The sequence below is a fragment of the Microbacterium sp. SMR1 genome, from assembly GCF_003289625.1.
GTDB classification, from domain to species: Bacteria; Actinomycetota; Actinomycetes; order Actinomycetales; family Microbacteriaceae; genus Microbacterium; species Microbacterium plantarum.
Genome location: NZ_QMBN01000001.1, coordinates 731,917 through 755,779 on the forward strand (window position 1 = coordinate 731,917; position 23,863 = coordinate 755,779).

Sequence of the window (23,863 nt, forward strand, 5' to 3'; positions counted from 1 at the left end):
TCGTCGAGACGAACGCCGCGGGATCGCTTCAGATCCCGCGGCGTTCGCGCGCTGTGACCCTCAGCCCGGAGGCGATGAGCCGGCGTACGAGCTCGTGGCCCGAGACGTGCTGGGCGCCGCCGGCGATGAGGCGCTCGAATGCCGAATCGGGGACGTCGTAGTGGTCGAGATCGAATGCCCGCGCGGGCAGATCATGGCGTCGCGCGAAGGCATGGAGCTCATCGAGGTCCGTATCGCTGACCAGGTGCGACCACAGGCGGCCGTGGGCCGGCCAGCGCGGATCGTCGATGAGGATCGCCATCCTCCGATCCTAGGGAGCGCCTCGCTCGGCGGCTCCGAAGCGACACACCCGGCCGTCCTTTTGCCGGATCTCCCGGCATCCGGTAAAGTGGACCCTTGGTGCAGCGAGTCCGTCGACGTCCCGTCACGATTGCGGCTCAGCCACAGGATCCTCTGTGGCACGCGCACCAAGACTTTCCAGTCTCGCAAAGACAATCGGAGCCGTGCGCTCCACAGAAGAAACAGGTGTGAAGTGGTTTACGCAGTTGTGCGCGCCGGCGGCCGTCAGGAGAAGGTCGAGGTCGGCACGATCGTCGTCCTCGATCGTCAGGCGGCTCAGATCGGTGACAAGCTCGAGCTTCCCGCCGTTCTCCTCGTCGACGGCGACGCCGTGACCACCGACGCTGACAAGCTCGCGAAGGTCACGGTCACCGCCGAGGTTCTCGGTGAGGAGCGCGGCCCGAAGATCGTGATCCAGAAGTTCAAGAACAAGACCGGCTACAAGAAGCGCCAGGGCCACCGTCAGGACCTCACGCGCGTCAAGATCACCGGCATCAAGTAAGCCAGGGAGACGCAGAGATGGCACACAAAAAGGGCGCAAGCTCCACCCGTAACGGTCGTGACTCCAACGCACAGCGCCTCGGCGTGAAGCGCTTCGGCGGCCAGGCCGTCAACGCCGGCGAGATCCTCGTCCGCCAGCGCGGCACGCACTTCCACCCCGGCGCCAACGTCGGCCGTGGCGGCGACGACACCCTGTTCGCACTCGCGGCCGGTGCCGTCGAGTTCGGCACGAAGGGTGGCCGCAAGGTCGTCAACATCGTGGCGGCTGCCGAGTAATTCGGACCAGACCACTTCGCGGCGAGGGGCGGGCTTCGGCTCGCCCCTCGCCCTGTTTTCCAGGAGGCACCGCATGGTGACGTTCGTCGACCGGGTCACGCTGCATCTGCGTGCCGGCAAGGGCGGCAACGGCTGCGTGTCGGTGCGCCGCGAGAAGTTCAAGCCGCTCGCCGGCCCCGACGGAGGCAACGGCGGTGACGGCGGCGACGTCGTCCTCGTCGCTGATCCCCAGGTGACGACGCTTCTGTCGTATCACCACTCGCCCCACCGGTCGGGCGGCAACGGCGGCTTCGGCATGGGCGACAACCGCTCGGGCGCGGCGGGGGAGCACCTCGAGCTCCCCGTCCCTGTCGGCACGGTCGTCAAGTCTCCCGAGGGCGAGACGCTCGTCGACATGGTGACCCCGGGCATGCGTTTCGTCGTGGCTCCGGGTGGACAGGGCGGCCTCGGCAACGCGGCACTGGCGTCTCCCAAGCGAAAGGCTCCCGGCTTCGCGCTGCTGGGAACCCCGGGCTGGGAAGGCGATGTCCAGCTCGAGCTGAAGACGGTCGCCGACATCGCACTGGTCGGGTTCCCCTCCGCAGGCAAGTCGAGCCTCATTGCGGCGATGTCCGCCGCCCGCCCGAAAATCGCCGACTACCCGTTCACGACGCTGCATCCCAACCTCGGCGTCGTCCAGGCCGGCGACATCCGCTACACGATCGCAGACGTGCCGGGCCTCATCGAGGGCGCGAGCGAGGGACGCGGACTCGGTCTCGAGTTCCTGCGCCATGTGGAGCGCTGCTCGGCCCTGGTGCACGTGCTCGATTGCGCGACGCTGGAGCCGGGACGCGATCCCCTCACCGACCTCGAGGTCATCCTCGCCGAGCTCGGCGCTTACCCGGTTCCCGAGGGCCAGGTGCCGCTGCTGGAGCGCCCGCAGCTCATCGCTCTCAACAAGACCGACGTCCCCGAGGCTCGCGATCTCGCTGACCTCGTGCGTCCCGACCTCGAAGCCCGCGGCTACCGCGTGTTCGAGATCTCGACCGTGAGCCGTCAGGGTCTGCGCGAGCTCTCGTTCGCCATGGCCGAGCTCGTCGCCGAACACCGTGTCGCCGCCGCTGCCGAGGTTCCCGCAGAGCGGATCGTCATCCGCCCCAAGGGCGCCGAACGCGACTTCACGATCCGCGTCGAAGGCGGCACCTACGGCAACGTCTACCGCATCCTCGGCGCCAAGCCGGTGCGCTGGGTGCAGCAGACCGACTTCCAGAACGAGGAAGCGGTGGGCTTCCTCGCCGATCGTCTCGACAAGCTCGGCATCGAGGACGAGCTGTTCCGGCTCGGTGCGACCCCGGGCTCGACGGTCGTGATCGGCGAGGGCGACGGCATCGTCTTCGACTGGCATCCGTCGCTGTCGTCGGCCGCTGAGCTCATGACCGCTCCGCGCGGCACCGATCCGCGTCTCGACCTCAATCCGCGCCGGACGTCGAATGAGCGTCGCGAGCGGTACCGCGAGCGGATGGATGCCAAGGCTGAGGCTCGGGCGGAACTCGAGGCAGAGCGCCGCGCTGAGAAGTCGCGAGGTGTCGCAGAGGACGACGCGTGAGCCTGCTCGCGCGCCGGGAGCTCAACGGCGCCCGACGCGTGGTCGTGAAGGTCGGCTCCTCCTCGATCAGCGGGGACAACGCGGGCAAGATCGACTCCCTTGTCGACGCGCTGGCAGAGGCGCACGCCCGCGGCACCGAGGTCGTGCTCGTCTCGTCGGGCGCGATCGCGACCGGCATGCCGTACCTTCGTCTCGACGAGCGCCCGACCGACCTCGCCACCCAGCAGGCAGCAGCGGCCGTCGGGCAGAACGTCCTGGTCTATCGCTACCTGGACGCCCTGCGACAGTACGGCATCGTCGCGGGCCAGGTGCTGTTGACCGCGGGGGACTTCGACGACCCGACGCACCGATCGAACGCACGCCGCGCGATGGAGCGGTTGCTGGGGCTCCGCATCCTTCCCATCGTCAACGAGAATGACACCGTCGCGACACACGAGATCCGTTTCGGTGACAACGACCGGCTCGCGGCTCTCGTCTCGCGCCTCGTCGGGGCGGACGCCCTCGTGCTGCTCAGCGATATCGCCTGCCTCTACACCCGGCCGCCGAGCGAGCCGGGCGCGCGCCCCATCGAGACCGTCTCCTTCGATGACGACCTCAGCGGGTACGAATTCGGCGCGACGGTCGTCAACAGCGTCGGCACCGGCGGTGCCGCAACGAAGGCTTCGGCCGCGCGGCTGGCCGCCGAGGGCGGGGTCGCGGCGCTCGTGACGAGCATCGACCTCGCCAGCGAAGCCCTCGCGGGCGCGGATGTCGGCACGTGGTTCGAGGCGAATCCCGCGCCCGCGCTGATCACCGGTACCGGGGCGATCGGCGTCGGTCAGGGCTGAGGCCGCCGTCGCTAGACTGGCGTGATGACCACAGCCGTCGCATCCGACGTCGCCGAGCGCCTGGGCGCCGCGAAACGGGCGAGCCGCTCGATCGGCCTTCTGGACGATGCCGCCAAGACCCTGCTCCTCGACGGTATCGCCGACGCGTTGAGCGCCGACACCGCCCGCATCGTCACGGCGAACCGCGATGACCTGGAGCGCGGCGAGGCGGACGGGATCTCTGCCGGTCTGCGCGACCGCCTCATGCTCGACGAGGCACGCGTCGCGTCCCTCGCGCGTGCTGTGCGCGATGTGGCACGCCTCCCGGATCCTGTCGGGCGTGTGCTCGATGAGCGCGAGCTGCCGGGCGGCGTGCGACTCCAGAAGGTGTCCGTGCCGTTCGGCGTCGTCGCCTCCATCTACGAAGCCCGGCCGAACGTCACGGTGGACATCACGGCGCTCGCGCTCCGCTCAGGAAACGCCGTCGTCCTGCGCGGCGGCTCCGCAGCGCAGTCGACCAACGCCGCGCTGATCGAGGCGATGCGGGGTGCGCTGCAGCGAGCCGGGGTCGACCCCGACGGCATCCAGACCGTCGATGACTTCGGCCGCGACGGCGCGCGGGCGCTCATGCGGGCCCGGGGCCTCGTCGACGTCCTGGTTCCTCGCGGCAGTGCCCAGCTCATCGAGACCGTCGTGACCGAGTCGACGGTGCCGGTCATCGAGACCGGAGCCGGGGTCGTCCACATCGTCCTCGACGAGTCCGCTCCGCTCGAGTGGGCGCGCGAGATCGTCGTGAACGCGAAAGCGCAGCGGCCGAGCGTCTGCAATGCGGTCGAGACCGTGCTCGTCGTGCGGTCGGCGGCCGACCGCCTGGTCCCGCCCGTGTCCGCGGCGCTCATCGGCGCAGGAGTCACGATCCACGGCGACGATGACGTGCGCCGCCTCGTGCCCGCCGCCGTTCCCGCAACGGACGACGACTGGGCGACCGAGCACATGAGCCTCGACCTCGCCATGCGCGTGGTCGACGATCTCGACGAGGCTCTCGAACATATCCGTCGCTACTCGACGATGCACACCGAGGCCATCGTGACCGCCGACGATGCGAATGCCGAGCGCTTCCTCGCTGAAGTGGACGCCGCTGTCGTCATGGCGAACGCGTCGACGCGGTTCACCGACGGGGGCGAGTTCGGCTTCGGTGCCGAGGTCGGCATCTCGACTCAGAAGCTGCATGCCCGCGGCCCGATGGGACTTCCCGAGCTGACCAGCACGAAGTGGCTCGCGCGCGGCGCCGGGCAGACGCGCGCCTGACCACCTAAACTTGATACGCGCCGCCGCGCGAAACGAACGGAGCCACGATGACCCTCGCCACGATCACCGCATTCGCCGCCGAGCAGACCGAGCACCACGGCAATGTGCAGGCGGAGACGATGATCTTCGGCGTCATCGCCCTGGTCATCTTCCTCGCTCTCGGGCTCGTGACGCTGTCGTACCGCAACGTCGCCAACCGCCACGACGGCAAGGCCGAGGCCTACGCCGCCGCTCACGGCAAGCAACTGACGCAGTCGGAGAACGGCCACCACTGAGGCCGCACCGATGACGGGAACGCGTGCGCCGCGTATCGGCGTGATGGGCGGCACGTTCGACCCGATTCATCATGGGCACCTGGTGGCCGCGAGCGAGGTCGCGCAGTCGTTCGATCTGGACGAAGTCATCTTCGTGCCGACGGGAACGCCGTGGCAGAAGTCGTTCGTGTCGCCGGGGGAGCATCGGTACCTCATGACGGTCATCGCGACGGCTTCGAACCCGATGTTCACGGTGAGTCGCGTCGACATCGACCGCGACGGTCCGACGTACACGATCGACACACTGCGCGATCTGAAGGCACAACGTCCCGACGCCGACTTCTTCTTCATCACGGGAGCTGACGCCATCGCGCAGATTCTCAGCTGGAGGAACCATGATGAACTGTGGGAGCTCGCGCATTTCGTCGCCGTCTCGCGTCCCGGCCACACGCTTTCGAGTGCCGGACTGCCCAGCGATGACGTGAGCCTGCTCGAGATCCCCGCGCTGGCCATCTCGTCGACCGACTGCCGGGCACGAGTCGGACGCGGACATCCGGTGTGGTACCTCGTTCCAGACGGGGTCGTCCAATACATTGCGAAGCATCATCTCTATCGGAGCAAGGCATGAGCGACAACGAGCAACAGCCACCGACTCCGCAGCTGACGCGCCGACAACTGCGTGAGCTGCGCAACACGGCTTCCAATCCGATCATCGTCGACCCTGACGCCACCGACGACGCGTCGGCGACCGGAGCGGAGCCGAAGCCCGCCCCAGCGCCGCTTCCGCGTGCTGCGGAGCCGGTGGAGGTTCCCCCGGCGCCCGTCCCGCAGACGTCTGTCGATCTCGGCTCGCCCGCGCTGACCCGCCGCCAGGCTCGCCTGCAGGAGAAGATCCGCACGGCATCCATCCCTGTCGTGACAGCGACCGGCGAGCACCCGACCGTGGCGGCCGAATCCGACGACTCCGACGCGTCTGGTCCACGCGACGCCGATGACGCGGCTCGGACAGTCGAATCGGATGCCGCCGACGAGGATGCCCAGGACGGCGCCGAGCTCGACGCCCCCCGGGCTGACGGTGAGGCCGAGGCGGCCGATGGTGCGGATGCCGAAACGGAAGCCGCCTCCCCGGACGTCACTGACGCTGTGGTCGAGACCGAGTCTGAGTCCGAGGCAGCGGGTTCCGAGGCTGTCGAGGCGGAGAAGGCCGTCCCCGAAGAGACCGGCGCCGAGGACGACATCGCCCAAGACGACGTCGCCACGGAGGACGTTGTCGCTGACGACGAGCGCGCGATCGACGAGACCGCGGACGAAGCGGAGCCCGAGCGCCACGTCGTCTCGAACGACCTCGGCGCCGATCTGCTCGCGGGGGAGTCCGCCGCCAGCGACGTGCCCGCATCGTTCGATCAGCTGCTGTCGCGCAGTGCCGCGGCGACGGGCGCGTTCACGACGCCGAACGCATTGATTCTCGCCGAGAACCCCGACGGCGGCCCGCTGGTCGCACCCGTGACCGCGACCGGCGAGGTTCTGATCACCGGGACGTTCACTCTGCCCGAGAACTTCGGTTCGACCGGTGTCGTCCCGGGCGTTGCGGACGGCAAGGAGGTCGATGCGGTTCTCGTGGACGGCGAGCTGCCGGCGTCGTCCTCGCCGACACCCATCGCCGCGAGCGCGGCCATCTCGACCATCAAGAGCGCCGAGGACGTCATTCGTCCGCCGGCGCCGGAGAAGGGCAGCCGCTGGACGGTCGCCCTCGCCATCACCGCGGGGGCCCTCGCCCTCGCCCTGGCGGGCGTTCTGCTCGTCTCGCTTTTCACAGGAGTCTTCGGATGAGTTCACAAGCAGTCATCGACATGGTCGCCGTCGCCGCGACGGCCGCAGAGTCGAAGGGCGGCGAAGACCTCGTCGCCCTCGACGTGTCGCAGCCCCTCCCGCTCGTCGATGCGTTCCTGCTCGTCAGTGGGAACAGTGAGCGCAATGTCGCCGCGATCGCCGATGCGGTCGAGGAGAGCATGCTCGAGGCCGGCCACAAGCGACTGCGCCGGGAGGGCCGCACCGAGTCGCGCTGGGTGCTGCTCGATTTCGGCGACCTCGTCGTTCACGTGTTCCACGAGCAGGAGCGCGTCTACTACGGGCTCGAGCGCCTGTGGAAGGACTGCCCGGTCATCCCGATCGAGGCCGCCGTGGTCACGAGCACCCCTGGAGATGTTGTAAGCTAAATGAGTTGCCGCGAGAGCGGAAACCACGGGCCTGTGGCGCAGCTGGTAGCGCACCTGCATGGCATGCAGGGGGTCAGGGGTTCGAGTCCCCTCAGGTCCACCAAGTCCCCGCTTCGGCGGGGATTTCGTGTTTTTACGGCGGTGGTGTCGCCCGAGTCGCGGAGTGCCGCGGCTCGGGTGACACGCCCGGCGTGACTCGAATGCTCAGACGGCCGCTGCGGCGTCGACCACGTCGAGCACCGCGGCGCGCAACGCTTGACCGCGGGCGCTCAGCAGCCGCTGCTGGCGCACGTACTCCGCCTTGCCCTCGGCGGTCTCGATCGCAACGGGGGAGTAGCCCCAGTCACGCAGATCGTAGGGCGAGGCGCGCATATCGAGTTCGCGGATGTCGCGAGCGAGAACGAAGGCGTCCAGGAGCAGATGCCCGGGAACGAGGGGCCCGAGCTTCAGCATCCATTTGTAGACGTCCATGCCGGCGTGCAGGCAACCCGGCTGCTCGCGTGCGATGGCCCCTTCTCGGTCGAGCGGTTCGCGATTGAGCGGCACGGCCTCGGGCGTGAAGAAGCGGAACGCGTCGAAGTGCGTGCAGCGCAGGTCGTGGGCCTCGACGACGGCATCCGTTCCCGCCGCGCTCAGCCGGAGCGGGATCTCGTGGCGCGTGGCATCGGTCCGGTAGACCATCGCCCACTCGTGAAGGCCGAAGCAGCCGAAGACCCCCGCGCGGTCGCGAGTGGCGCGGAGGAGTCCCGTCACTCCGCGGTACAGGGACGCGCGCTCCTCGCGGAACTTCTCGTCTGCGACACGCACGTTGCGACCGCCGACGATCTCATACCAGCGCCAGTCGCCGCGCTGGTCCGCGCCGCCGTTCAGGACGACACCGGGGCCTGGATGCCAGCGCCGGAGAATGGCCGGCTTGTAGGAGTAATACGTGAACAGGAAGTCCTCGACCGGGTGCTTCTCAGCGCGCGAAGCGCGCCGCCGGTGCGCCTCGGTGAGCGCGTCAGCGCGCTCCGCGTGCGCGTCGGCGAGCTGACGCCATGTCTCAGGCGCCAACTGCACGGGGGCGGAGAGGCGGAGCGTCACCTCTCGAGGATAGACACCCCTGCGCTGGGAGACCGCGTCACGCCGGCTCGATGAGCGACGGATCGTCGTTGCGCACGTTTCCCACAGTGGCGCCGACGGCGAACCAGGTGAGCGTGTCGACGACGGCCGGAGCCGCCTCGGACACCGCGTCGAGCAGGTCGGCCGGGTACTCGGTGGTGGGATCGAGCCAGACATCGGCATACTCGGCGTCGATCATCAGCGGCATGCGGTCGTGGATCTCCGCCAGACCGCCGACCGCTGAGCGTGTCAGGATGGTGAAGCTCAGCAGCCACCGGCCCGGGTCGTCGACGGGGCGCGATGGGTCTTTCCACCATTCGTAGAGCCCGGCGAAGAAGAGCGGCTCACCGTTCTCAGGCCGGATGAAGTGAGGCGTTTTCGCACCGGCCTGCTGTTGCCACTCGTAGTAGCCCGATGCCGGGATGACGGCCCGGCGCGAGACCAGCGCATCGCGGAACGTCGGCTTCTCCGCCGCTTCTTCGGACCGGGCGTTGAACGCCCGCGATCCGACCGACGGATCTTTGGCCCAGCCCGGCACGAGGCCCCAGCGGGCGGAGGCGAGGCGACGCGTCGGAGGCTCGGTCTTGACCGAGTCGAGCACGATCGTCGCCTGTGCTGTGGGCGCGATGTTGAACGACGGAGAGGGCAGATCGTCGGGAACGATCTCGGCGTGCAGAACGCTCGCGAGCTCGGAACCGACGCGGGCTACGACGAAACGACCGCACATGTCTTCAGCGTAGGGCGCACGTGCGACATCCGGGCGGTGCCGGCCTCAGTCGCGCGCGATCACGCCGACATCGGCGAGCCGGTCGAGCAGCGCCGCTCCGTCCGAGCCGGAGACCCACGGCACCTGCGCCGCGGAGTGATCGTTCACCGCGGTGCGGCCACCGGCGAGAACCGCCTCCGCCGGTGACAGTCGACGGATCGCAACAGCACGCACCCGATCGGGGTACTCACTGGCGAACGCCGTGTAGAGGGCGTCGTCGTGCTGGCCGTCGTCGCCGACCAGGAGCCAACGGACATGCGGGAACTCCTTCGCGAGGCGGCGCAGGTTCTCGGCCTTGTGGTCACGTCCGCTGCGGAACCAGCGGTCGTGGGTCGGCCCCCAGTCGGTGAGAAGCATCGGTCCCGAGGGGAAGACGTGGCGTCGCAGGAATCGGATGAGGGTCGGCGCGACGTTCCACGCGCCGGTGGACAGATAGATGACCGGGCTGCCCGGACGGTCGCGCGTCAGCCGCTCGAGCATGACGGCCATCCCGGGCACCGGTTGGCGCGCGTGCTCGTCGAGGACGAACGAGTTCCATGCCGCCACGAAGGGACGCGGTAGGGCGGTCACCATGACCGTGTCGTCGATGTCGGAGATGATGCCGAAATCGGTGTCGCCGGAGATCACGAAGACGCGGGTCTCGATGACCTCGCTGCCTTCGACGGTCATCGAAATCGTCTGCCAGCCCGGCTCGAGGGCTCCGGGCAGCTCGACGTCGATGACGCCGCCGCGATCGGCCACAATCTCATGCGTCGTGCCCGCGACGGTGACCCTCACCTGCGCGAACGCCACCGGGACCGACGCGAAGCTGCGCCACCCACGGACCGAGGCGTACTCGCCACCCTTCGCGGGGCGCTTCTTCGGTGCGATCAGCACGCGTCCGAGGACACGGACCCAGCCGTCGCCGCCATAGCCGGGGTACGCGGCGACGGTCGGTCGTTGACCGCGCGCGCGGGCGCGTCGTTCGCGCCACGAGTGGAAGCGGCGCTCGAGGCGCGCCAACCACAGGATCTTCTTCCGTGGTGCGGGTGAGGAAGCCATCGCCTCAGTCTTTCACGTCCCCGTCCGCGCGTCGGATCTTCTCCTCTTCGAGCCGCAGATGACGTGCCTCGCGGCGGCTGATCAGTCGCTTCACGAGGTAGGCGAGGAGCAGGAAGGCCACGATGACGCCGACGAAGAGATATCCCGCGTACTGGATGTTGTCGGAGACCTCGCGATAGGTCTTCGCCGCGGCCGCGACCACTCCGACGTAGAGAGAGGTCCAGATCACGCAGGCCGGCGCCGTCCACGCGATGAAGCGCCGATACGAGAAGCCGCTCATGCCGACCGTCAAAGGCACGAGCGAATGCAGGACGGGCAGGAATCGCGAGAGGAAGATCGCGGGACCGCCGCGGCGTCTCAGATAGAGCTCCGAACGCGCCCAGTTGTCCTCGCCGATGCGGCGCCCGAGGCGAGAGAAGCGGATGCGAGGGCCGAGCCAGCGCCCGAGCGCGAACCCGATCGACTCTCCCGCGAGCGAGCCGGCGACGACCGCAGCACCCAGGATGAAGCCTTCGCCGACGCTCCCGACCGCGGTCGCGGCCACGATCACCACGGTGTCACCCGGCACCACGAGCCCGATGAGCACACTGGTCTCGAGCATGATCGCGATACCCGCCACGACCGTGCGCAACACCGGGTCGATACTCTGCACGGTGTTCAGAATCCAGTCGAGGATCTCGTTCACGCTCCGAGCCTAGGGGCGTGACCTAAGACATAACCTGTGATCGTGCCCGAGACGACGAGCTTCCGCTGCCTCGACGGCTGGACCGATCCCGCGAACCTCATCGGCGAGGTGCCCGGCGAGCATGTCTTCTGGCTCGACGCCGGCGTCGACGCCGCCTCGGGCTGGAGCTGGATCGGCTCGGGCGAGCCCGCCGATCCGCCGGACCCGGTCGTCGACGGATCCTCCCGGCAGAGGATCGGCCGCGAGGCACGCACGGGCCCCTTCGTCGGCGGCTGGGTCGGCTGGGCGGGGTACGACGCGGCGGCATCCCGAGCAGGCGCGCCGGCGAAGCGGGATGCCGCGGAACCGGAGGCTCTTTGGCTTCGAGTGGAGAGGTTCGTCGCGTTCGACCACGCCGCGCGGCGCGTTTGGGCGGCGGCGCCGGCCGACGCCGTCGACGACTTCGCGGCGCAGGTCGACACCTGGCGCACAGGGGCTTTCGCCCGCGCACGCGCGGACGCGGCGACCGGTGATCTCTTCGCTCAGGCCCGCGTCGACCCTGACCAGTACGCCGCGCTCGTCGGGGACTGCCGGAACGCGATCCGCCGGGGTGACGCGTACCAGCTCTGCCTCACGACGCGTTTCACCGTTCGCGATGATCACCCGTTCGACGCGCTCGCGGTGTTCCGGAGGCTTCGTGCCGCGTCGTCGTCGCATCACGGCGGGCTGATCCGATCGGGGGAGCGCGCGCTGATCAGCGCGAGCCCCGAGCGCTTCCTCGGGCTCACCGGCGGAACCGTGCTGACCAGTCCGATCAAGGGCACGCGGCGGCGCGGCGATGACGCGGCATCCGATGATCAGCTGGTGCGGGACCTCGTGACGAGCCCGAAAGAGCGCGCGGAGAACGTCATGATCGTCGACCTCATGCGCAACGACCTCCAGCGCGTGAGCGAGCCCGGCTCCGTCGTGGTCGAGCGGCTGCTCGAGGTCGAGACCTATCCGACCGTGCACCAGCTCGTCAGCAGCGTGTCGGGATCGATCCGGCCGGGTACGCGGCTGTCGGAAGTGCTCGCCACCGCGTTTCCGGCCGGCAGCATGACGGGTGCACCGAAGCTCTCGGCGATGACGATCCTGCACGACCTCGAGGGCGCTCCGCGGGGGACGTACGCGGGCTGTTTCGGCTGGGTCGGCCGCGACGGCGACGCCGATCTCGCGATGATTATCCGATCGATCGTCGTGAATGGCGAGCAGGCCTACGTCGGCGCGGGCGGGGGCATCACGTGGGGATCCGAGCCGGAAGCCGAGGTCGACGAGGTCGCGTTGAAGGCGCGGGCGCCGCTGGCCGCGCTCGGAGCGGACCTGCCGCCCCGTTGGCGGGAACGGGTCCGGTAGCCTGGGAGCGGTGCTCTCGCGCCCTTTTCGCATTCCCAGATTGGTTCACCCGTGACCGACAGCTCCACTGATCGCGCCAACACGCCCGATTCCGCCGCTTACGACGCCCACGCCGTGCAGGCGAAGTGGCAGCGCGCCTGGGCAGACGCCGATCCCTTCCGGGCCGGCGGCGATGACGACAAGCGTCCCCGCAAGTACGTCCTCGCGATGTTCCCGTACCCCTCGGGCGACCTTCACATGGGGCACGCCGAGAACTACCTCTACTCCGACATCGTGGCCCGCTTCTGGCGGCACCGCGGTTACAACGTGCTGCACCCGATCGGCTGGGACAGCTTCGGCCTGCCCGCTGAGAACGCCGCCATCAAGCGCGGTGCCGACCCCCGCGCATGGACGTACGACAACATCGCCCAGCAGAAGCAGAGCCTGCACGAGTACGGCGTCTCGTTCGACTGGAGCCGCGTGCTCCATACGAGCGACCCCGAGTACTACACCTGGAACCAGTGGCTGTTCCAGAAGCTGTACGAGAAGGGGCTGGCTTACCGCAAGGAGAGTCCGGTCAACTGGTGCCCGAACGACCAGACGGTGCTCGCCAACGAGCAGGTCGTCGACGGGCATTGCGAGCGCTGCGGCGCCGAGGTGGTCAAGAAGAAGCTGACGCAGTGGTACTTCAAGATCACCGAGTACGCCGACCGCCTGCTCGACGATCTGAATCAGCTCGAGGGCTTCTGGCCGCAGAAGGTCATCCAGATGCAGCGCAACTGGATCGGGCGGTCGGTCGGCGCCGACATCGACTTCGAGATCGAGGGCCGTGACGAGAAGATCACGGTCTTCTCGACCCGACCGGACACGCTGCACGGTGCGACTTTCATGGTCGTCGCGCCCGACTCCGACCTTGCCGCCGAGCTGGCAGCGGGTTCGTCCGAGGAGGTGCAGCAGCGTTTCCGTGAGTACCTGCAGACGGTCCAGAAGACGAGCGAGATCGACCGTCAGACCGCCGATCGACCGAAGACCGGCGTCTTCCTCGACCGTTTCGCGATCAACCCCATCAATGGCGAGCGACTGCCGATCTGGGCGGCGGACTACGTCCTGGCCGACTACGGCCACGGCGCGGTGATGGCTGTTCCGGCGCATGACCAGCGTGACCTCGACTTCGCACGCGCATTCGACCTGCCGGTGCGCGTCGTCGTCGACACCACCGCGCCGGTGACCGGCGCGATGCCGGTCATCGAGCTCGACGATGAGGGCGTGCCGATCGACCCGACGACCGCGATCGACGACATCGACCCCGCCCGCACGGGTGTTGCACTGACGGGCGACGGCCGGATGATCAACTCGGGTGCGTTGGACGGGCTCAGCAAGCGCAACGCCATCGCCCGTGCCATCGAGCAGCTGACCGCGAGCGGAAACGGGCGCGCAGCCAAGACCTACCGCTTGCGGGACTGGCTGATCTCGCGTCAGCGTTTCTGGGGAACGCCGATCCCGATGATCCACACCGACGACGGCCGTATCGTCCCGGTGCCCTCCGAGGAGCTGCCGGTCCGCCTCCCGTCCGTCGAGGGGCTCGACCTCACGCCGAAGGGCTCCTCGCCGCTCGGGGCGGCGACCGATTGGGTCACCACGACCGATCCCGAGACGGGGGAGCCGGCCCTTCGCGACCCCGACACGATGGACACCTTCGTCGACAGCTCGTGGTACTTCCTGCGCTTCCTGTCGCCGAACGACGCAGGCCAGCCCTTCGCGCCTCGCGAGGCCGACAAGTGGGGCCCGGTCGACTTCTACATCGGCGGGGTCGAGCACGCGATCCTGCACCTGCTGTACGCACGGTTCATCACCAAGGCTCTCTTCGACATGGGGCAGGTGGAGTTCACCGAGCCGTTCTCGAGCCTCATCAACCAGGGCATGGTTATCCTCGACGGCGCGAAGATGTCAAAGAGCAAGGGCAACCTCGTGCTCTTCCAGGAGGAGCTCGAGCAGCACGGCGCCGACGTCCTGCGTGTGGCACTGGCCTTCGCCGGACCCGTCGAGGACGATAAGGACTGGGCAGACGTCTCGACGACGGGAGCGGCGAAGTTCCTCGCCCGTGCGCTGCGCGTGGCCGCGGACGTCGACAGCGAGATCGACGTCGTCTGGGCCGAGGGGGATGCCGCGCTCCGTCGCGTCACCCACCGCCTCTGGGCCGACGCTCCGGGGCTCGTCGAGCAGACGAAGTTCAACGTCGTCGTCGCTCGACTCATGGAGCTCGTGAACGCCACCCGCAAGGTCATCGACAGCGGCGCCGGCGCCGGCGACCCGGCGGTTCGCGAGGCAGCGGAAGCGATCACCGTCATCCTCGACCTGTTCGCCCCGCACACCGCCGAGGAGATGTGGGAGACGCTGGGCCACCGGCCGTTCGTGGGCCTCGCCGTCTGGCGTCAGCCCGACCCGACCCTCCTCGTCGAGGAGTCCGTCACCGCGGTCGTCCAGATCGACGGAAAGGTCCGCGGCACGCTCAGCGTGTCGGCGAAGATCTCCTCCGACGAGCTCGAATCGCTCGCCCGCAGCGACGACAAGATCGTCCGCGCGCTCAACGGTCGTGAGATCGCCCGCGCCGTGGTGCGAGCGCCTAAGGTGGTCAGCTTCACCACCGCTCGCTGACGAGGGCGGGGGAGTCGTCACGCGATGACACACTTCCCCGCCGCTGTCGCCGGCGGTCTACGGTGGCGATCGTGCAGCCGCTTCCCGCCGTCATCCTCACCGTCGTGCTCGTCGCATTCGTCGCGGCGGTCGGTCTGGTCTCGCGGCGTTCGCGGGGTCGCTCCCGCGATGTCGCAGACGGCGAGCTCGTGACGCCCGCGATGGTCGGCGTGAGCGCCTTCGGTGGCTCCGCCACGCTGCTGCAGTTCAGCACCGAGCTGTGCTCTCGGTGCCCCGCGGCGCGACGCGTTCTCTCGTCGCTCGCCGCGGAGCATGACGGCGTCCGCCACGTCGAGGTGGACCTCACGCATCGCCCGGACCTGACTCGTCGGTTCGAAGTGATGCAGACACCCACGGTTCTCGTGCTCGACGGTACCGGGAGGGTTCGTCAGCGCACCGGTGGTCTTCCGGATCGGTCCGCGCTCGCGACCGAGATCAGCCGTCTGCTGCGGGAGGTCTGAGGTGACCGCGATCGAGCGCATCGATGTCCGAGCACCGCGGTTCGCCGCGTCCATCACCGCGGGACTGCTGCTCGTGGCCTTCCTCGCATCGCTGCTCGGAATCGCAACGGCGTCGGTGGGAGCCGAATGGCGCCTGCCTGCAGCGCCACTTGCCGATCGAGTCGTCGACGCGGGCTTCGTGCTCGTACTGATCGCCGCGCTGCTGTTCCTCTGGGGTGTCTCGTCACCGCGGAGCGCGCCCTGGGGTGTGCTCTTCCGCCGCGTCGTGCGGCCGCGCCTGTCGCCCCCGCGGGAATTCGAGGACGCTCGTCCACCGCGTTTCGCGCAAGGAGTCGGCCTCGCCGTAACCGCGATCGGGCTGATTCTGCATCTCGCGGGAGTGCCGTGGGCCCTTCCGAGCGCTACCGCTCTCGCATTCGCGGCAGCCTTCCTGAATGCCGCGTTCGGATTCTGTCTGGGCTGCGAGATGTACCTGCTCCTGCAGCGCACGGGCATCGTCGGGCGCGCCCGGACATAGCTCGCACCTGACGGTGCATCCTCCGATTCCTGAGCTCAGTCTCGGGGCCGATTCGCGCTGTCGTCGACCCCCCTTGAACCCATTCGGAAGGCCGCCTATCTTGAGGGGCATTCACGGGGGCGGCGTCGACCGCGGGGACACGGTCGACCCCTTGTCGCCTTTATTCGGCGTGCAATGAGGAGACGAAATGAACGACGAGACGATCAGCCCGGCAGCCCCTCTGTTCACCCGGCCGACGGAGGCGAAGGGCGCGCCACGGCACGTGATTCCCCAGCGCGAATCCCTTCCCGCGACCGCGAAGCAAATCGTCGAGGACGAGACGATCCTCGACGGAAATGCGCGTTTGAACCTGGCCACGTTTGTGAGCACGTGGATGGACGACGAGGCGAAGGACGTCTACACCTCGTCCTTCGACAAGAACATGATCGATAAGGACGAGTACCCGCAGACCGCGGCTATCGAGGACAATTGCTGGCGAATGCTCGCCAATCTGTGGAACTCACCGGATGCCGGGCACAGCATCGGCACCTCGACGATCGGTTCTTCGGAGGCGTGCATGCTCGGCGGGCTCGCGTTCAAGCGGCGTTGGCAGCAGCTTCGCGGGGCCCAGGGCAAGGACGCGTCCGCTCCGAACCTCGTCATGTCGAGCGCCGTGCAGGTGTGCTGGGAGAAGTTCTGCAACTACTTCGACGTCGAGGCCAGATTCGTTCCGATCACCGAGGAACACAAGACGCTCGACGGACACGACCTGGAGAAATACGTCGACGAGAACACGATCGGTGTCGTCGCCATCATGGGCGTGACGTATACCGGGATGTACGAGCCCGTCGCGCAGATCGCTGCGGCACTCGACGCGATCCAGGAGCGCACCGGGCTCGACATCCCCATTCACGTCGACGGGGCATCGGGTGGAATGATCGCACCCTTCCTGCAGCCCGACCTCGTCTGGGACTTCCGTCTCGAGCGGGTCCATTCGATCAGCACCTCCGGCCACAAGTACGGCCTCGTCTATCCGGGCCTCGGCTGGGTCGTATGGCGCGAAGCACGGTGGCTGCCCGAGGACCTGATCTTCAAGGTGAGCTATCTCGGCGGCGAGATGCCCACCTTCGCCCTGAACTTCTCGCGGCCGGGCGCTCAGGTGCTGCTGCAGTACTACCTCTTCCTCCGGCTCGGCTTCGAGGGTTATCGTGCCGTGCAGCAGGAGTCGCAGGACGTCGCGAAGTATCTCGCGGCCGGGATCGGCGCTCTCGACGCGTTCGACCTCTGGAACGACGGCAGCGACATCCCGGTGTTCGCGTGGCGTCTGAAGAAGGGGCACACCGACAACTGGACGCTCTACGACCTGCAGGATCGTCTGCGGATGCGCGGCTGGCTGGTACCGGCCTATCCGATGCCGGACGATCTCACCGACATCACGGTCCAGCGCATCGTCGTGCGCAATGGGCTGAGCATGGATCTCGCCCAGTCATTGCTCGCCGACATCCAGCGCGAGGTGGCGTACCTCGACGGCCTGCAGTCGCCCATGCCCACGGCCGCCGCGACTTCGGCGTTCCACCACTGAGGCGCGTCGCCATGTCCACGCGTCAACCATCCCCCCGCACGACGCCGAACCATCCCCTCGCGCCGCGGTCGAGCGTCACGGCGTACCTGGGCGTCGGCCAACTCGCGCTCCTGACGCTCGTCGTCGTCGCGAGCCTGCGCTCGCTCCCGGCGATGGCTGTTTTCGGTCTCGGCAGCGTAACCCTGTACATCCTCCCGGCGATCTTCTTCCTGATCCCGACGGCGCTGGTGGCGGCAGAGCTCGCGACGGGCTGGAAAGGCGGCATCTACGTCTGGATCCGCGAAGCCATGGGCAACCGCTGGGGCTTCACCGCCGTCTGGCTCCAATGGATCCAGAACGTCGTCTGGTACCCCACGCAGCTCGCGTTCATCGCCGCAGCGCTCGCGTTCGTCTTCCTCGATCCGTCGCTGTCGAGCTCGGGCTTCTTCACGGCTGTGGTGATCCTCGTGCTGTACTGGGGCTCGACGCTCGTGACGCTCCGCGGCGGGAACCTCTTCGCAAAACTGGGCTCCTGGGGCGGCATCCTCGGAACGCTGCTCCCGGCGGCCTTCCTGATCGTCTTCGGGGCGATCTGGGTGTTCGGCGGCGAGCAGAGCCAGGTGCCGCTCACCCCGGATGCGGTCATCCCGCCGTTCACCGGCATCGCATCGATCGTGCTGATCGTGTCGAACTTCCTCGCCTATGCGGGCATGGAGGTCAATGCAGTGCACGTGAATCAGATGAAGGACCCCGGCCGCGGATTCCCGCGCTCCATCCTGATCTCCTCGATCCTGATCCTGCTCGTTTTCATCCTGCCGACCATCGCCATCTCGGTCGCGGTCCCGCAGGAGAAGCTCGGACTGACGAACGGGATCATGCTCGCGTTCCAGGAGTACTTCCAGCACTGGGGCGTGGGTGAGTGGGCGACGGCCACGATGTCGGCGCTCATCGCCGCGGGCGCGCTCGCCTCGGTGATCACCTGGATCGCCGGTCCGTCCAAGGGCGTGCTCGCGGCAGCGGAGACCGGGCTCCTCCCGCCTCTGCTGCAGAAGAAGAACAAGGCCGGCGTGCAGTCGGGCATCCTCATGCTGCAGGGCACGATCGTCACGATCCTGGCGGCGATCTTCATCGTCGTTCCCAATGTGAGTGCCGCTTTCGTGGCACTGATCGACATGGCCGCGGCGCTCTACCTCATCATGTACATGATGATGTTCGCGGCTGCGCTCGTGCTCCGGCGCACTCAGCCCGGCGTCAAGCGGACCTACCGCGTCCCGGCCATGGGGCTGGTCGCGGGTGTCGGGTTGCTCGCGAGCCTTGCCGCGTTCGTGTTCTCGTTCATCCCGCCGTCGGGCTTCACCGCGTTCTCACCCGCCTTGTATCCCTGGATCGTCGGGCTGGTGATCATCGTCCTCGGTGCACCGCCGCTGATCTTCTACGCCGTGCGCAAGCCGTCGTGGGACATGCGCACCGCGGAGGACAAGAGCGTCCCGGTCACCCATGAGGCGGATCCACCCGCAGGTGCGGATCCGGGATCAGCGCCGGCTACTCGACGACGGCCGGATGCCGCGTCGGGCCCTCCCCAGACAGGGTGATGCCCACGATCTCCCGAAGCGACGACCCGCGGCCGAGCGGTCGGGAGCGTCCCGCCTAGCCTGACGGGGTGACTGCTCCCGACCCCGCTCCGGCCCGGCGCCGCCTGGGTGTCGGGGCACTGGTCGTCCTCGTTCTCGCCGCAGCGGCGGTGACTGTCGCGATCGGCATGATCCGATCGCTCGCGGCGCCGGTGGCGGTGGTGACCCCCGTCGTGACGCCGACGGCGGGGCCCGACAGCGACACCGGCGCCGCCGCTGTGTACGTCCACGTCCATGGCGCCGTCGTGAGTCCCGGCCTGTATCGCCTCGACGCCGACGCGCGCGTGGTCGACGCGGTGGCCGCGGCCGGCGGGTTCAGCGACACGGCCGATCCGGCGGGAGTGAACCTCGCGCGCACCGTCACCGACGGCGAGCAGCTCTTCGTCCCCGAGCCCGGTCAAGCGCCGCCTGAATCGGCAGGCGGTGGAGCGCCCGGCGGGGCCGGTGCGGACGGCCTCGTCGATCTGAACACCGCGGATGCCGCTGCGCTCGACACCCTCCCGCGCGTCGGTCCTGCGCTGGCCGAGCGGATCATCGCCTGGCGCGAGGAGAACGGACGCTTCACGAGCGTCGAAGACCTGCTGGCGGTGTCCGGGATCGGCGAGAAGATGCTGGAGGCACTGCGGGATCGGGTTCGCGTGTGAGCGCCCGCATCCGCCGTCGCGACCTCCGATTGCTCCCCGTCGCGATCGGTGTCTGGGTCGTCGCACTCGTGGTGACGCACCATCCCGAGGTCGCGGTCATCGTGGCGGCGGTCCTCTGGACGGTCGCGACGGCATTGCTGGTGGCCGTGGCGATCTCCCTTCGCAGATCCCGCGACGGCGCACGCCCGCGACGTACGCCGATCACGATCTTCGCCGTCGCTCTCGCTTTCGCCGCCGCGGCCGTCTCACACATCGCGATGAGCGCGCCGGACCGCGATCGGGTCCTCGCATTGCCCCTCTCCGGCGGGCGGTTGGTGACGATCGAGGCCGATGTCACGGGAAAGATCCTGAGCTCTGCGACCGGCTGGCGTTTCGACGCTGTCGCCACCCGTGTGCGGGTCGGCGGCGACGTCACCGCGACCCGGGTGCCTGTCGTCGTCCGTACGGCCGAGCGCCCCGTCGGGCTCGACCTCGGTGCCACCGTCTCGCTCACCGGCTCCGCCGCGCCCGCCCGGCCGGGGGAGCGGCCGGTCCTCGTCATCACGGCGGCCGGCCCGCCGGAGGTGGTGTCCCGGCCGCGGGGTCCCCTCGCCCTGGCTTCACGCCTCCGCACAGCGCTGCTCGCGCAGGCCGCTTCGCTGCCGCAGCCGGGCGCAGGCCTGGTCGCAGGGCTCGCAGTCGGCGACACATCCGCGGTCACTGTCGAGCTCGATGCGCAGATGAAGACCGCTTCGCTCTCGCATCTGACCGCGGTCTCCGGGGCGAACTGCGCGCTCGTCGTCGGCATCGCGTTCGTCGGCGCCGGGACGCTGGGGCTGCGCCGCCCGTGGCGCGTCACGATCGGGCTTGCGGCGCTCTCGGGCTTCGTGATCCTCGTCTCACCCGAGCCGAGCGTCGTGCGCGCGGCTGCCATGGCCGGGATCGCGATGCTCGCAGCACTGCTCGGGCGCGCGGGTGCGGGAACATCCGTTCTGTGCCTGGCGATCGTCGCGTGTCTGATCGCCGACCCCTGGCTCGCCGGCAGCATCGGGTTCGCTCTGTCGTCGGCGGCGACCGGAGCCCTGATCCTGTTCGCCGGACCTGTGAGCGACTCGCTTCGGCGCTTCATGCCGCGCCCGCTCGCGCTCGCTATCGCAGTACCGGCCGCTGCCCAGCTCGCGTGCACCCCGATCCTGGTGATGATCGATCCGCGACTGCCCGTGTACGCCGTGCTCGCCAACGCGCTGACCGCGCCCGCGGCGCCGCTGGCGACCATCGCCGGCCTCGCGGCATGCCTGAGCGCCGGGGTGCCGCTGTTGGCGAGCGGTCTCGCCGCGATCGCCTGGGTGCCCTGTGCCTGGATCGCCGCCACCGCGGAAGCGGTCGACGCCGTCCCGGGTAACTCGATCGCATGGATCCCGGGTGCGCCGGGCGTCATGCTGGCGACGGTCCTCTGCACCGCGCTGCTGCTGGCTATGCTGCCCGGCACCCCTCGCCGGATTCGTCGCATTTCGACGGGGCTCGTCGCCCTCGCAGTGGGCGGGGCGGTCGGCGCGGGCCTCGTAACGGGGCCGCTCGACCGGGCGCGAACACCCGAGGACTGGGCGATCGCGCTGTGTGACGTGGGCCAGGGCGACGCGGTCCTCGTGCGCTCGAATGACGCCGTCGCGCTCGTCGACACCGGTCCCGATCCCGAAGCCCTCCGCGCGTGCCTGGACCGCTTCGGGGTCCGTCGTATCGATCTCCTCGTTCTCACCCACTTCGACCTCGACCATGTCGGCGGCAGCGATGCGGTCATGGGGCGCGTCGGTGCGGTTCTTCACGGTCCGGTCGCGGAGCCGCAGGAGGAGCAGCTGCTCGCGCGGCTCGCCGCAGCCGGGGCAGAGGTTCGCACGGCTTCCGCCGGGCTGGCGGGGGTGCTGGGCGCCGCCGAGTGGGAGGTCCTGTGGCCGCGCAGTCGCGAGAGCGGGTTCGCGCCCGGCAACGATTCGAGCGTGGTGATCGATGTCCGCGGAGGCGGGGTTCCCGCCGTGCTGCTCCTCGGCGATCTCTCGGAGACGCCCCAGCTGGCCCTCGGGGCCGCGCTGCGGTCGACATACGACGTCGTGAAGGTGTCGCACCACGGCAGCGCCGACCAAGCCGCGTCGCTGTACCGCCGACTCGGCGCGCGCGTTGCGCTGATCGGGGTGGGGGACAACTCCTACGGCCATCCCCGCGAAGAAACCCTCGCCCTCCTGCGCTCGCTCGGGCACGAGATCGTCCGCACCGACGAGACCGGGGCGGCAGCGCTCACCATGACGGATGACGGCATCCGGGTGTGGCGCGAGCGCCTCACGGCGTCGGGATGAACCCGAGGTTCAGTCCGCGTTCTCCGGGCCGTGAGCCGGTTGCTCCGGGTGGGAGACATGTTCGGCCAGCCGTGCATAGGAGTCGGTGATGATCGAGGCCAGTGTCGCGTCGGAGTCCTCAGCGGTCCACAGCTCGAGCGCGGTGTCGAAGAGCCCCACGACCGTCTGGGATACGAGCAGAGCGTCGATGTGATCGGCGCCGCGTCGCCGGAGCCCGTCGCGGATCGCTTGCGCCAGCACCGCTGACTTCGACCGCTCGCGCTCGATGAGATGCGCATCGGTCGAGATGATCGATCGGCGCTCGCGGATCCCGTCGCGCCAGGCCTCCAGCTCGGGCGTGACGGCGAGCAATCCATGCATGGCCAGTGCCATCGGGTCGAGCCCGTCGGGCGCGGCGGCGAGCAGGTCGGCGACGACATCCGGAAACTCGCGCTCTCGCAGGAAGAGCACGTCGCGCTTGTCGGGGAAGTGACGGAAGAACGTCCGCGTCGTCAGACCCGCCCGCTCGGCAATCTGCGGCACCGTGGTGGCCGCATACCCCTGCGACCGGAACAGCTCGACGGCTGCTTGTTCCAGGCGCAGTGCGGCATCGGGAGCCCAACGTGGCATGGGGCGAGCCTACCTGATGACATCATGTGCCATCATGGATACGACGCAGTGATGACAGATCGTGTCATCGCCCTTCGAAACGGAGCCCACTCATGTCATCGAACGCCGCCGCTTGGCTCCCGTCCGCGCGCGCCGATCTCGTCGTCGGGCCCGCTGCGATGCATGAGCCCGGCCCGGGGGAGATCCTCGTCCGCAGCCGGGCGGTCGCGGTGAACCCGCTCGATGACGTCAAGCAATGGACAGGCGACCTGATGTACCGCTGGCTGGGCTATCCCGCGGTGCTCGGGGAGGATGTCGCCGGCGAGGTCGCCGCCGTCGGACCGGGGGTGACGCGCTTCGCGGTGGGCGACCGCGTTGCCGCGTACGCCGTCGGGATGGAGCGCGGCCGACGCCATGAGGCGGAAGGCGCGTTCCAGCTCTACGTCGTCGTACGAGAAGACCTCGCGACCCCGTTGCCCGACGGTCTTCCGTACGAGCAGGCCGCGGTGCTGCCGCTCGCCATCTCGACGGCGGCCACGGCTCTCTTCCAGGATGATCAGCTCGCACTCCGCAGCCCGAGCGCCGACGAACCACCGACGGGGGAGACCGTGGTCGTGTGGGGCGGCTCGACGAGTGTGGGGAGCAACGCGACCCAGCTGGCGGTGGCGGCGGGCTATCGCGTCATCACCACCGCGTCACCGCACAACGAGGCGCGAATGCGCGAGCTCGGCGCGGAGCTCGTGGTCGACTACCGCGACCCCGCAGCCGTCGCCGCCATCGTCTCGGGCGTCGAAGGCAGCCCCCTCGCCGGTGTGGTCGCGATCGGGGCGGGCTCGGGCGATGCCGCGGTGAGGATCGCCGCCGCGGCCGGCGCGCGTCGCGTCGCTCTGCTGAGCCCGCCGGTCGCCTTCACGACGCTTCCGCGCCGCAGTGGCCCGAGCATCGCGTTCCTGCGCACGATGACGACGATCGGGCTGGCTCAGCTCGCGACGCAGGCTCGGGCTCGCCGCTACGGCATCGCGGCCCGGTTCGTCTGGGGGAGCTCTCTCATGACCAACAGCGTCGGACCCATGCTGTGGGAGCAGTACTTGCCCGGGGCTCTCGCCGAGGGCCGGCATGTCTGTGCCCCCGAGTTCGAAATCGTCGGGGAAGGTCTGGAGAGCATGCAACACGCGCTGAACCTGCTTCACACAGGCGTCTCCGCCCGAAAGCTCGTCGTCCGCCTGTAGCGCC

The 23,863-nt window shown here is 68.9% G+C and carries 24 protein-coding genes and 1 tRNA gene; 19 read left to right on the top strand and 6 right to left on the bottom strand.

Features of this window, described 5'->3' with window-relative positions; all coding sequences use genetic code 11:
• Positions 1–28: 28 nt before the first annotated feature.
• Positions 29–301, bottom strand: coding sequence for a DUF4031 domain-containing protein (locus tag DO944_RS03630; RefSeq protein WP_112614710.1), 273 nt, complete (start codon positions 299–301; stop codon positions 29–31).
• A 231-nt stretch (positions 302–532) separates the two neighbouring features.
• Between DO944_RS03630 and rplU the strand changes: the two genes are divergently transcribed.
• The 10 genes from rplU to DO944_RS03680 all read left to right on the top strand — a co-directional run bounded on the left by rplU (position 533) and on the right by DO944_RS03680 (position 7,388).
• On the top strand, positions 533–841 hold the full coding sequence (gene rplU / locus DO944_RS03635; protein ID WP_023950787.1) for a 50S ribosomal protein L21: 309 nt from the start codon (positions 533–535) through the stop codon (positions 839–841).
• Between the two features lie 17 nt (positions 842–858).
• A complete protein-coding gene (gene rpmA, locus DO944_RS03640) occupies positions 859–1,116 on the top strand; it encodes a 50S ribosomal protein L27 (protein WP_023950785.1) in 258 nt (85 codons plus the stop codon).
• Positions 1,117–1,189: 73 nt separating this feature from the next.
• Positions 1,190–2,701, top strand: a complete 1,512-nt coding sequence (obgE, locus tag DO944_RS03645) for a GTPase ObgE (protein ID WP_112614712.1) — start codon at positions 1,190–1,192, stop codon at positions 2,699–2,701.
• The gene (gene proB, locus DO944_RS03650; protein ID WP_112614714.1) at positions 2,698–3,528 is read left to right on the top strand and encodes a glutamate 5-kinase; all 831 of its coding nucleotides are present in this window, start codon (positions 2,698–2,700) and stop codon (positions 3,526–3,528) included. The genes obgE and proB overlap by 4 nt, the downstream gene beginning before the upstream one ends.
• A gap of 24 nt (positions 3,529–3,552) precedes the next feature.
• The gene (locus DO944_RS03655) at positions 3,553–4,815 is read left to right on the top strand and encodes a glutamate-5-semialdehyde dehydrogenase (RefSeq protein WP_112614716.1); all 1,263 of its coding nucleotides are present in this window, start codon (positions 3,553–3,555) and stop codon (positions 4,813–4,815) included.
• A 47-nt stretch (positions 4,816–4,862) separates the two neighbouring features.
• The gene (locus DO944_RS03660) at positions 4,863–5,090 is read left to right on the top strand and encodes a hypothetical protein (RefSeq protein ID WP_112614718.1); all 228 of its coding nucleotides are present in this window, start codon (positions 4,863–4,865) and stop codon (positions 5,088–5,090) included.
• A gap of 10 nt (positions 5,091–5,100) precedes the next feature.
• Positions 5,101–5,697, top strand: a complete 597-nt coding sequence (gene nadD / locus DO944_RS03665; RefSeq protein WP_094261568.1) for a nicotinate-nucleotide adenylyltransferase — start codon at positions 5,101–5,103, stop codon at positions 5,695–5,697.
• Entirely contained in the window at positions 5,694–6,899 is a 1,206-nt protein-coding gene (locus tag DO944_RS03670; RefSeq protein WP_112614720.1) for a hypothetical protein, read from the top strand. Before nadD ends, DO944_RS03670 begins: the two co-directional genes overlap by 4 nt.
• A complete protein-coding gene (rsfS, locus tag DO944_RS03675) occupies positions 6,896–7,285 on the top strand; it encodes a ribosome silencing factor (protein WP_112614722.1) in 390 nt (129 codons plus the stop codon). The genes DO944_RS03670 and rsfS overlap by 4 nt, the downstream gene beginning before the upstream one ends.
• Before the next feature lie 27 nt (positions 7,286–7,312).
• A tRNA-Ala gene (locus tag DO944_RS03680) sits at positions 7,313–7,388 on the top strand.
• Between the two features lie 101 nt (positions 7,389–7,489).
• On the opposite strand, the gene DO944_RS03685 is transcribed toward DO944_RS03680, so the two are convergent.
• From DO944_RS03685 to DO944_RS03700, 4 genes are read right to left on the bottom strand one after another with little or no spacing between them, the layout of a single operon-like run.
• Positions 7,490–8,368, bottom strand: coding sequence for a 3-methyladenine DNA glycosylase (locus tag DO944_RS03685; RefSeq protein WP_396652010.1), 879 nt, complete (start codon positions 8,366–8,368; stop codon positions 7,490–7,492).
• 37 nt (positions 8,369–8,405) lie between these two features.
• Positions 8,406–9,113, bottom strand: coding sequence for an SOS response-associated peptidase (locus DO944_RS03690; protein WP_112614724.1), 708 nt, complete (start codon positions 9,111–9,113; stop codon positions 8,406–8,408).
• A 45-nt stretch (positions 9,114–9,158) separates the two neighbouring features.
• Complete coding sequence (locus DO944_RS03695; protein ID WP_112614726.1) at positions 9,159–10,193, bottom strand: App1 family protein; 1,035 nt, start codon at positions 10,191–10,193, stop codon at positions 9,159–9,161.
• Positions 10,194–10,197: 4 nt separating this feature from the next.
• Complete coding sequence (locus DO944_RS03700; protein WP_112614728.1) at positions 10,198–10,878, bottom strand: DedA family protein; 681 nt, start codon at positions 10,876–10,878, stop codon at positions 10,198–10,200.
• A 42-nt stretch (positions 10,879–10,920) separates the two neighbouring features.
• Here DO944_RS03700 and DO944_RS03705 point away from each other — a divergent pair, with 42 nt between their 5' ends.
• The 8 genes from DO944_RS03705 to DO944_RS03740 all read left to right on the top strand — a co-directional run bounded on the left by DO944_RS03705 (position 10,921) and on the right by DO944_RS03740 (position 22,042).
• A complete protein-coding gene (locus DO944_RS03705) occupies positions 10,921–12,249 on the top strand; it encodes an anthranilate synthase component I family protein (RefSeq protein WP_112615143.1) in 1,329 nt (442 codons plus the stop codon).
• A gap of 51 nt (positions 12,250–12,300) precedes the next feature.
• Positions 12,301–14,883, top strand: a complete 2,583-nt coding sequence (gene leuS, locus DO944_RS03710) for a leucine--tRNA ligase (RefSeq protein WP_112614730.1) — start codon at positions 12,301–12,303, stop codon at positions 14,881–14,883.
• A gap of 71 nt (positions 14,884–14,954) precedes the next feature.
• Positions 14,955–15,383 carry a thioredoxin family protein gene (locus DO944_RS03715; RefSeq protein ID WP_240309849.1) on the top strand — a complete coding sequence of 143 codons (429 nt, stop codon included), beginning with the start codon at positions 14,955–14,957 and terminating at the stop codon, positions 15,381–15,383.
• A gap of 1 nt (position 15,384) precedes the next feature.
• Entirely contained in the window at positions 15,385–15,900 is a 516-nt protein-coding gene (locus DO944_RS03720; RefSeq protein WP_112614732.1) for a DUF4395 domain-containing protein, read from the top strand.
• Between the two features lie 187 nt (positions 15,901–16,087).
• On the top strand, positions 16,088–17,461 hold the full coding sequence (locus DO944_RS03725; protein ID WP_112614734.1) for a glutamate decarboxylase: 1,374 nt from the start codon (positions 16,088–16,090) through the stop codon (positions 17,459–17,461).
• Positions 17,462–17,472: 11 nt separating this feature from the next.
• Complete coding sequence (locus DO944_RS03730) at positions 17,473–19,032, top strand: amino acid permease (protein WP_112614736.1); 1,560 nt, start codon at positions 17,473–17,475, stop codon at positions 19,030–19,032.
• Between the two features lie 68 nt (positions 19,033–19,100).
• Complete coding sequence (locus DO944_RS03735) at positions 19,101–19,715, top strand: ComEA family DNA-binding protein (protein ID WP_240309850.1); 615 nt, start codon at positions 19,101–19,103, stop codon at positions 19,713–19,715.
• Entirely contained in the window at positions 19,712–22,042 is a 2,331-nt protein-coding gene (locus tag DO944_RS03740; RefSeq protein WP_258524551.1) for a ComEC/Rec2 family competence protein, read from the top strand. Before DO944_RS03735 ends, DO944_RS03740 begins: the two co-directional genes overlap by 4 nt.
• Positions 22,043–22,051: 9 nt before the next feature.
• Here DO944_RS03740 and DO944_RS03745 read toward each other — a convergent pair whose 3' ends face one another.
• Positions 22,052–22,651, bottom strand: a complete 600-nt coding sequence (locus DO944_RS03745) for a TetR/AcrR family transcriptional regulator (RefSeq protein ID WP_112614738.1) — start codon at positions 22,649–22,651, stop codon at positions 22,052–22,054.
• A gap of 92 nt (positions 22,652–22,743) precedes the next feature.
• Here DO944_RS03745 and DO944_RS03750 point away from each other — a divergent pair, with 92 nt between their 5' ends.
• Entirely contained in the window at positions 22,744–23,859 is a 1,116-nt protein-coding gene (locus DO944_RS03750; protein ID WP_112614740.1) for a zinc-binding alcohol dehydrogenase family protein, read from the top strand.
• Positions 23,860–23,863 lie beyond the last annotated feature (4 nt).

Bases quoted from the DNA above. Each gene is read 5' to 3' on its own strand.
- DO944_RS03630 (WP_112614710.1), bottom strand. From the start codon at position 301: ATGGCGATCCTCATCGACGATCCGCGCTGGCCGGCCCACGGCCGCCTG.
- rpmA (WP_023950785.1), top strand. From the start codon at position 859: ATGGCACACAAAAAGGGCGCAAGCTCCACCCGTAACGGTCGTGACTCC.
- obgE (WP_112614712.1), top strand. From the start codon at position 1,190: ATGGTGACGTTCGTCGACCGGGTCACGCTGCATCTGCGTGCCGGCAAG.
- DO944_RS03655 (WP_112614716.1), top strand. From the start codon at position 3,553: ATGACCACAGCCGTCGCATCCGACGTCGCCGAGCGCCTGGGCGCCGCG.
- DO944_RS03660 (WP_112614718.1), top strand. From the start codon at position 4,863: ATGACCCTCGCCACGATCACCGCATTCGCCGCCGAGCAGACCGAGCAC.
- nadD (WP_094261568.1), top strand. From the start codon at position 5,101: ATGACGGGAACGCGTGCGCCGCGTATCGGCGTGATGGGCGGCACGTTC.
- DO944_RS03670 (WP_112614720.1), top strand. From the start codon at position 5,694: ATGAGCGACAACGAGCAACAGCCACCGACTCCGCAGCTGACGCGCCGA.
- rsfS (WP_112614722.1), top strand. From the start codon at position 6,896: ATGAGTTCACAAGCAGTCATCGACATGGTCGCCGTCGCCGCGACGGCC.
- DO944_RS03690 (WP_112614724.1), bottom strand. From the start codon at position 9,113: ATGTGCGGTCGTTTCGTCGTAGCCCGCGTCGGTTCCGAGCTCGCGAGC.
- DO944_RS03695 (WP_112614726.1), bottom strand. From the start codon at position 10,193: ATGGCTTCCTCACCCGCACCACGGAAGAAGATCCTGTGGTTGGCGCGC.
- DO944_RS03725 (WP_112614734.1), top strand. From the start codon at position 16,088: ATGAACGACGAGACGATCAGCCCGGCAGCCCCTCTGTTCACCCGGCCG.
- DO944_RS03730 (WP_112614736.1), top strand. From the start codon at position 17,473: ATGTCCACGCGTCAACCATCCCCCCGCACGACGCCGAACCATCCCCTC.
- DO944_RS03745 (WP_112614738.1), bottom strand. From the start codon at position 22,651: ATGCCACGTTGGGCTCCCGATGCCGCACTGCGCCTGGAACAAGCAGCC.
- DO944_RS03750 (WP_112614740.1), top strand. From the start codon at position 22,744: ATGTCATCGAACGCCGCCGCTTGGCTCCCGTCCGCGCGCGCCGATCTC.